This window comes from Pseudomonas sp. GW821-FHT07B01, assembly GCF_059419065.1.
The window spans coordinates 1-7,706 of record NZ_JBWKRA010000048.1 but is presented as its reverse complement, the minus strand read 5'-3'; the positions used below and the strand labels follow the sequence as shown (position 1 = coordinate 7,706).

Here is a 7,706-nt window from a genome sequence, read left to right as displayed (position 1 = left end):
GCCGTCTTCGCAGGCAAGCCAGCTCCCACATTGGATCGCGGGGCATCAGTTATATCTGTGTCGGCTGCCAGGCCGTCGCGGGAGCAAGCTCCCTCGCCACAGATTCAGCGTCGTGCCAAAGTTGTGTAGATACCTATGCACATGAAGGCATACCTCACCACCCCTCTTTCAACATCCGCAGCTCCAGATGCTGCAACAACATAATCGTCTTGCCATCCACAATCTCCCCGCTCTGCACCATCGCCAGTGCCTGCTCAAAGCCCAGCTCCAGTACCTCGATATCCTCGCCCTCTTCTTCCAGGCCTCCGCCCGCTCCCACTCGGTCGCCTGGCTGGTATTCACCGATAAAAAAGTGAATCCGCTCAGTCACCGATCCCGGGCTCATGAACGCCGCATAGATTTTCTCCACATGCCCGACGCGATAGCCGGTCTCTTCCTCGGCCTCCAGGCGGATGCGTTCTTCGGCGCTGGCGTTATCGAGCAAACCGGCCGCCGCTTCAATCAGGTAGCCGGGGTAATCGTTGACGAAAGTGGGCATGCGGAACTGGCGAATCAGCAAGACTGTGCGCTGCTCACGGTTGTACAACAGGATGGTCGCACCGTTGCCCCGGTCATACACCTCGCGGGTCTGGGCTTGCCAACTGCCGTCGCGACGGCGCAGGTCGAAGCTGTATTTCTTCAGCAGGTACCAGTTGTCCGAGAGGGTTTCTTCGGCGGTGATGCGCACGGGGCTGTTGTTCATGTGTGGGCCTTTGCAGGTAGGGCAGGTTCAAGCCGTCCACCCTATCAACCCGCACGAGGATTGTTCAATGCTGTAACACTTTCATCCGTCACGGCCGTCGCATTAATGCCTACCCGCCCAGGCCATCTGGTAAAACCCGTGCTTCATCTTTGTTCTGGAACCTTCATGTCTTCTGCTTCTATGCCCCGCCGGGGCCTGCGCTGGTTTGTCTGGCTGTGCATGGCCGTGTTGATTGTCGGCCTGCCGGTCGGCTGCGCCGTGTTGCAACACAAGGAGCGCGAACTTGTGTTTCGCATCGAGCCGGGAACCGCCGGCTGGTACACCGGCCTGCCCAAGGCGGTGCAGGAATTCGAACTCACGCCCGCCAGTTTCAAAGCAGGGCAGAACATTCATGGCTGGTGGTACCCGGCAGCCAACAAAGACGCGCCCGCCATCCTCTACCTGCACGGGGTACGCTGGAACCTCACGGGCCAATTGTTTCGCATCGAGCAACTGCATGCCCTGGGCTTTTCGGTTCTGGCCATCGACTATCGCGGCTTTGGCCAAAGCCAGGGCGACCTGCCCTCGGAAGCCACGGTGTACGAGGACGCACGCATTGCCTGGGAGCGTTTCCAGACCCTGCAACCAGACCCCGGCAAACGCCTGATCTACGGGCACTCCCTGGGTGGCGCGGTCGCCATCGACCTCGCTGCCGAGTTGGGCAAGCAGGTGCCATTGCCGGTGCGCGGGCTGGTGATCGAGTCCACGTTCACCTCCCTGGCAGATGTCGCCACGGCCGTTGCCAACACCTCATTGCCGGTACGCTGGTTGCTGTCGCAGAAATTCGATTCCATCGACAAGATTGCCGACATCCACATGCCGCTGCTGGTGGTCCACGGCCTCGACGACCGCTACGTGCCGCCGCGCTTCAGCCAGCAGTTATTCGAAGCCGCCCAGCAACCCAAACACCTGTTGCTGGTGCCAGGTGCCAGCCATAACAACAGCATGAACCTCGCCGGACGCAGCTATGGCCAGGCGCTGGAAAACCTGATGCGCACGAAGATGCCGGCTCAGGTGGTGACACACTCCACAGTCCGCGATAACGCCTCATAAATACGCTTTTCGGCACTGGGTTCGCGCTTGGCTGTCAAGCGTAAACCCTGGCCATGTTGGCCCGAAACACAAGTTGATCAAATAATGACCTTCGCTGAAATCGCCAACGCTGCCGGGCCTTCGCAAAGTTATCCACAGAGATACCCACGGTTTTCGTGGACAACTCTTTTTATATTTTTACGGTTTTTTTGCTCAAGCCGTGCTCCCAGGAAAGGTACCGGGCAACAGGATTTCGCGATTCACTTCGCGTATATCCTTATAGCCACAGAGCGCCATCGACACATCCAGTTCGCGGGCGATGATATCGAGGGCCTTGGTCACCCCCGCCTCGCCCATCGCCCCCAGCCCATACAAGTGCGGGCGGCCAATCATGGTGCCCTTGGCGCCCAGCGCCATGGCCTTGAGCACGTCCTGGCCGGAACGAATACCGCCGTCGAGCCACACTTCAATGCGGTTGCCCACGGCCTCGACAATCGCCGGCAATTGGCTGATGCTCGACGGTGCGCCATCAAGCTGGCGGCCACCGTGGTTACTCACCACCAACGCATCGGCACCGCAATCGGCCGCCAAGCGCGCATCCTCCACATCGAGAATGCCCTTGATGATCAGCTTGCCGCCCCAGCACCGCTTGATCCACGCCACATCGTCCCAGCTCAGGCGCGGGTCAAATTGCTGGGCGGTCCACGACGACAGCGAACTCATGTCGGCCACCCCCTTCACATGCCCGACGATATTGCCGAAACCACGCCGCTGGGTACCCAGCATGCCCATCACCCAGCGCGGCTTGGTGATCATGTTGAGAATGTTCGGCAGGGTCAGCTTGGGCGGCGCGGACAAACCATTGATCAAGTCCTTGTGGCGCTGCCCCAGAATCTGCAAATCCAGGGTCAGCACCAATGCATCCACCCCGGCCGCCTTGGCGCGCTCGATCAACTGCTCGATAAAACTGCGGTCGCGCATCACATACAACTGGAACCAGAACGGCTGGCCGACGTGCTCGGCGATGTCTTCCAGCGAACAGATACTCATGGTCGACAAGGTATAGCGCAGCCCGAACGCGGCAGCGGCACGGGCAGTGAGGATTTCGCCATCGGCATGCTGCATGCCCGCCAGGCCAGTCGGCGCCAGCGCCACGGGCATGGCCATGTCCTGGCCAATCATACTGGCGCGGATCGAACGCTCGTCGATATTGCGCGCCACCCGTTGACGGAACTTGATACGCGCAAAATCAGTTTCGTTGGCGCGGTAGGTGCTCTCAGTCCAGGAGCCGGAATCGGCGTAGTCGTAGAACATGCGGGGGACACGTTTTTGCGCCAGCTTGCGTAAGTCTTCGATGGTTGTGATCAACGGCATCGGGTCACCTCTCCCTGAACTGAACACAGAGAGTAACCGGCAGGAGCGTGGGCAACCAGCCGTTGCGTTTAGATGGACTGACGATTAATCTCGCACAAACCCGCAATAAAGCGCACAAACATGCATAACACTCATCAAGCCATCGACCTGCCTTCCCTGCGCAAACAAAAGATCTTGTTGCTGCTGGAACGCGACGGCAAGGTCACCGCATCTGAGTTGGTCGAGCATTTCGCCGTGTCCCAGGACACCATCCGCCGCGACCTTGGCGAACTCGCTGCCGCCGGCCTGTTGCAACGCGTACACGGCGGCGCCCTGCCCCGGCCCAAGGACACCGGCAAGGATTTCTTTACCCGTGTCGGCGAGACCAACGAGGTCAAGCGCCACCTCGCCCGCGTGGCGGCGGAGCGGGTTGAAGACGGCCAGATCGTGCTGTTCGATTCTGGCTCCACCACCTTGCAGATTGCGCAGTGCTTGCCCCATGCACTGCACCTGACCGTGGTCACGCCATCCCCCATGATCGCCATCGCCCTGGCCGACCATCCGTATATAAAAGTGATCCTGGCCGGCGGCCAACTCAACCCCGCCACGCTCTCCACCGGCGGCCATGAAGCGGTGCGCCTGATCCAGAGCGTCAAGGCCGACCTGTTGTTCACCGGGGTTTGCGCATTGCACCCGCAAGTGGGCATCACCTCGCTGCATTTTGGTGAAGTCGCCGTCAAGCAAGCCTTGCTCGACAGCGCGTCCCACGTCATCGCCGTGACCACCTCAGACAAACTCGGCGCGGTGGAACCCTTTGTGGTGGCGCCTTGCAGCCGTATTCATACGCTGATTACCGAGTGGGATGCACCGGATGTGCAGGCATATGAACAGTTGGGGTTGCAGGTGCAGCGGGTGGACGTGCAGTGATACAAACCACGATGCGAAGCGAGCCGCTCTTGATCTTGATCTGCTTTTGATCTGCTTTTGATCTTGATCTTAGGCGCCCCGTTAAACCACGCTGGCCGGAATTCGACAGGGATTTGGGGGGTAAACCGGCAGGGATGCCGGTTTAGCCCCCAAATCACTGGCGGATTACGGGCACACCGAGCCTAAGCGAGGTGCCGAGTGGTGGGGCAAGAGCGTTTTGCTTACTTTTGCGCTTTTCAAAAGTGAGCCGCTGTAAAAGCGGAACCCTAAGTGGCCGTTACCGCAGGAATGGATATGTACTCGGTATAAACAGTGTCGCCTGTCAGGTCGCCATCGCAGGCAAGCCAGCTCCCACATTTGGAACGCTGACCGTCAGATAGATAGAGGCCGGCTGCCAGGCCGTCTTCGCAGGCAAGCCAGCTCCCACATGGGCTCTATGTCCAGCTAAAAAATAGGCCGAGGGCATGAGCTGATTCGACCCTCCCCGCCCGTCATCCAACCGTCACATCCATCTGCTGTGCTGGCGCCCATTACTCATTTGCCCAAGGACCCGTGGCCATGTTTTCCGTGCTCAAACCCCACCGCTGGAAACTCGCATTGCTCCTGATCGCCGCCAACCTCGGACTGATCCTGCACCTGGCCTGCGGCGAGCTCAAAAGCGTCAGCGAATGGGTGTGGCTGGATATCATCGGCGAAGGCGGTTCGGCGCTGCTCGCGCTGATCTGGCTGGGCCTGGTATTGAAAAGCCGCCCCGCCGGACGGGTCACCCAATACCTGGCGCTGGGGCTGTCGTGCATCTTTTTTTCCTGGTGGATCGACAGCCTCGACGAATTCATCCGCCTGCCTGACAGCATCTCCTGGGATCACTGGCTGGAGTCAGGGCCAATGCCGGTGGGCATGATCCTGCTGACGATTGGCATTTATCACTGGCACCACGAACAACTGGCGATCAGCGCACAGATGGAAAAACGCGAGCGGTTGTTTCGCGAGCATCGGCTGTTCGACAAACTCACGCCCCTGGCCGGTGCCGACTACCTCAAGCGCCAACTCGCCGACAGCCTGCGTGACAGCCAAGCGCAGCAACAACCACTGTCGTTGTTGGCCCTGGACCTGGACAACTTCGCCACCATCAACCAGGCCTACGGGCATGCCGAGGGTGATGCGGTGCTACAGGCGGTCAGCCATGTGCTGCTGCTCAACCTGCGCCGCCAGGACCTGTTGTGCCGCCTGGCGGGCGATCGTTTTGTGGTGCTGCTGCCCAACACCGGCGAGCGCCAGGCCCAGGGCCTGGCGCTGGAGTTGCAACACGCGGTGCAGAGCCTCGCCCACAAGAGCCGGCAACAGGGCGAACGCCTGCAACTGACGGCGACCACGGCGGTGGTGATGGCCTTGCAAGAGTCACCCCACGAGCTGCTCAAGCGGCTGAATATGGGCCTGGCCCGGGCCAAGCAACCCCTTGCGAAAAGTGCCTGAAATGGCCGTGAAAACCAGCTGGTATGAAAACGACAGCCGCTTCATCCCCGGTCACTATCAACCCGCCACGTTGATCGACCTGGGCTTGTCCCGGGACATCGACAGCCATCGCCTACTGCGCGGCACCGGCCTGTTCCACGAAGACATCCTGGCCGGCAATGCGCGGTTGAGCCCGCAGCAGTTCCTGGGTTTGATCGGCAACAGCCGCAAACTGCTGGATGCCGATGACAGCAGTTTCCTGTTTGGCCAACGCCTGCTGCCCGGCTACTACGGCGCCGCCAGTCATGCGCTGGGGCATGCACAGAACCTTCATCAGGCCCTGGATATCCTGATCCAGCAACAAGTGCTGCTCACCCCGCTGGCCACGCTGCAACTGGAGCTGGATGAGCACCACGCTTACCTGTATTGGTTGGACAGTTGCGGCGCCGGCGAACACTGGCGCTTTCTGCTCGAAGCCAGCATGACTTCACTGGTTGCCATGAGCCAATGGCTCAGCGGCCAGCGCTTGCCGTGGGTGTGCAGCTTCAGCCACGCCGAACCTCGGTATGTCGAGCAATACTGGGTGCATCTGGGCGAACACACGCGCTTCGAACGCCCTCTGAACATGATGTGCCTCCCCCGTGAATACCTCACCCACACCTGGCCGGGTGCTTCGGCCACGGCGGGCCAGGTCGCGCGCCAGCAAGCCCTTGAACAAATCGAGCAACTGGGCTTTGCCACGAGTTTTCTGGACTGCCTCGATGCCTACCTGCGCGAACACGTGCGCCAGCCACCAAGCCTGGAGCAGGCCGCCCACACCTTCGCCATGAGCCCGGCCACGCTAAAGCGCAAGTTGCAACGGCACGACACCGGTTTTCAGCAACAGGTCGACCGGGTGCGCAAGCATGTGGCGTTGCACCTGTACCAGGCCAAGGGGTGGAGCAACGAGCAAGTAGCGGCGTACCTGAATTTCAACGATGCGGCGAATTTTCGGCGCTCGTTCAAGCGGTGGACGGGCAGCACGCCCAACCTGATCCGCCAACTGTTCAGCAGCCGCTAGCCAGGCGTTCGCGCAGGAACTCCACCAGCGCTTGCACCGGGCGTGAACTCTGGCGGTGCTGCGGGTACACCGCCGACAGGGTCAAGGCCTCAGGAGCGAAGTCCTCCAGTACCTTGACCAGACGCCCATCCTTCAAGGCCTCGCTGACAATGAACGTCGGTAGGTAGGTAACGCCCAAACCGGCTATCGCGGTATCGCGCAGCAGGTCACCGTTGTTGACGCGCATGCGCCCACTGACGCTCAACGCTTGCACCTTGCCTTTGAAACGCCATTGCACCTGACGGCCGTGGCCGTAAGGCAGGCAGTCGTGCGTGGCTAAATCCTCGGGTTTCAATGGCGTACCCCGCAGCGCCAGGTAGTCGGGGCTGGCGCAATACACCCGCTCGATAGCGGCGATCCGCCGGGCGATCAGAGTGGAGTCTTCCAGGGTGCCGATGCGCAGCACCAGGTCGTAGCCTTCGCCGATCAAGTCCACCGGGCGGTCGCTCAGGTCGACTTCAACGCAGACCTGCGGATGCTGGCGCAGGAACAACGGCAACAAGCAACCCAGGTGCGCCATGGCGAACGACAAGGGTGCACTGAGGCGAATGGTGCCTCGGGGCTCGCTGTTCTGGCCAGCGATGCCCTGCTCCACTTGTTCCACCTCACCGAGCAGGCGCAAGGCCGACTCGTAGTAACTCTGGCCCAGTGGCGTGACGTCCAGGCGCCGTGTGGAGCGGTTAAGCAGGCGCACGCCCAGGCGGTCTTCCAGTTGGATCAGGCGGCGGCTGACAAATTGCTTGGACAAGCCCAATTGCTCGGCGGCGGCAGTGAAACTGCCGGATTCCATGACCTGACAGAACAGGCGCATGTCTTCGAAGGGGTTCATTGTCGCTTCTCAGGGGACGATAGGCTGTTTTATAGCCCGTCAGTGGTCACACCACAAACCAAAATGTGAACATGATCAAATGTGGGAGCTGGCTTGCCTGCGATGGCGGTGGTTCAGTTGAAAAATCGGTGGCTGGCATACCGCTATCGCGGGCAAGCCCTAATGCCAGTCAGTTAAGAGCTAGAGCAGACAACCAGTGACTTGTGGCGAGGGAGCTTGCTCCCGCTGGACTG

General features: G+C 60.6%; 7 protein-coding genes. 4 read left to right on the top strand and 3 right to left on the bottom strand.

Going from position 1 to position 7,706, the window contains the following annotated elements; genetic code table 11:
* Positions 1–154: 154 nt before the first annotated feature.
* Positions 155–742 (bottom strand): NUDIX domain-containing protein, encoded by a 588-nt coding sequence (locus AC07S6_RS27270; protein ID WP_034125680.1) that lies wholly within the window; start codon positions 740–742, stop codon positions 155–157.
* Positions 743–907: 165 nt separating this feature from the next.
* On the opposite strand from AC07S6_RS27270, the gene AC07S6_RS27265 reads away from it, so the two are divergent.
* Entirely contained in the window at positions 908–1,834 is a 927-nt protein-coding gene (locus tag AC07S6_RS27265; RefSeq protein ID WP_495113412.1) for an alpha/beta hydrolase, read from the top strand.
* 192 nt (positions 1,835–2,026) lie between these two features.
* On the opposite strand, the gene AC07S6_RS27260 is transcribed toward AC07S6_RS27265, so the two are convergent.
* Entirely contained in the window at positions 2,027–3,187 is a 1,161-nt protein-coding gene (locus tag AC07S6_RS27260; RefSeq protein WP_057974864.1) for an alpha-hydroxy acid oxidase, read from the bottom strand.
* Between the two features lie 120 nt (positions 3,188–3,307).
* Between AC07S6_RS27260 and AC07S6_RS27255 the strand changes: the two genes are divergently transcribed.
* From AC07S6_RS27255 to AC07S6_RS27245, 3 genes are all read left to right on the top strand, one after another.
* Positions 3,308–4,093, top strand: a complete 786-nt coding sequence (locus AC07S6_RS27255) for a DeoR/GlpR family DNA-binding transcription regulator (protein WP_495113411.1) — start codon at positions 3,308–3,310, stop codon at positions 4,091–4,093.
* Between the two features lie 558 nt (positions 4,094–4,651).
* Positions 4,652–5,566, top strand: a complete 915-nt coding sequence (locus AC07S6_RS27250) for a GGDEF domain-containing protein (RefSeq protein WP_054898662.1) — start codon at positions 4,652–4,654, stop codon at positions 5,564–5,566.
* A 1-nt stretch (position 5,567) separates the two neighbouring features.
* Positions 5,568–6,605 (top strand): AraC family transcriptional regulator, encoded by a 1,038-nt coding sequence (locus AC07S6_RS27245; RefSeq protein WP_490615537.1) that lies wholly within the window; start codon positions 5,568–5,570, stop codon positions 6,603–6,605.
* On the opposite strand, the gene AC07S6_RS27240 is transcribed toward AC07S6_RS27245, so the two are convergent.
* Complete coding sequence (locus AC07S6_RS27240; protein ID WP_054898661.1) at positions 6,592–7,473, bottom strand: LysR family transcriptional regulator; 882 nt, start codon at positions 7,471–7,473, stop codon at positions 6,592–6,594. The two genes, AC07S6_RS27245 and AC07S6_RS27240, sit on opposite strands and share 14 nt — an antisense overlap.
* Between the last annotated feature and the right edge of the window lie 233 nt (positions 7,474–7,706).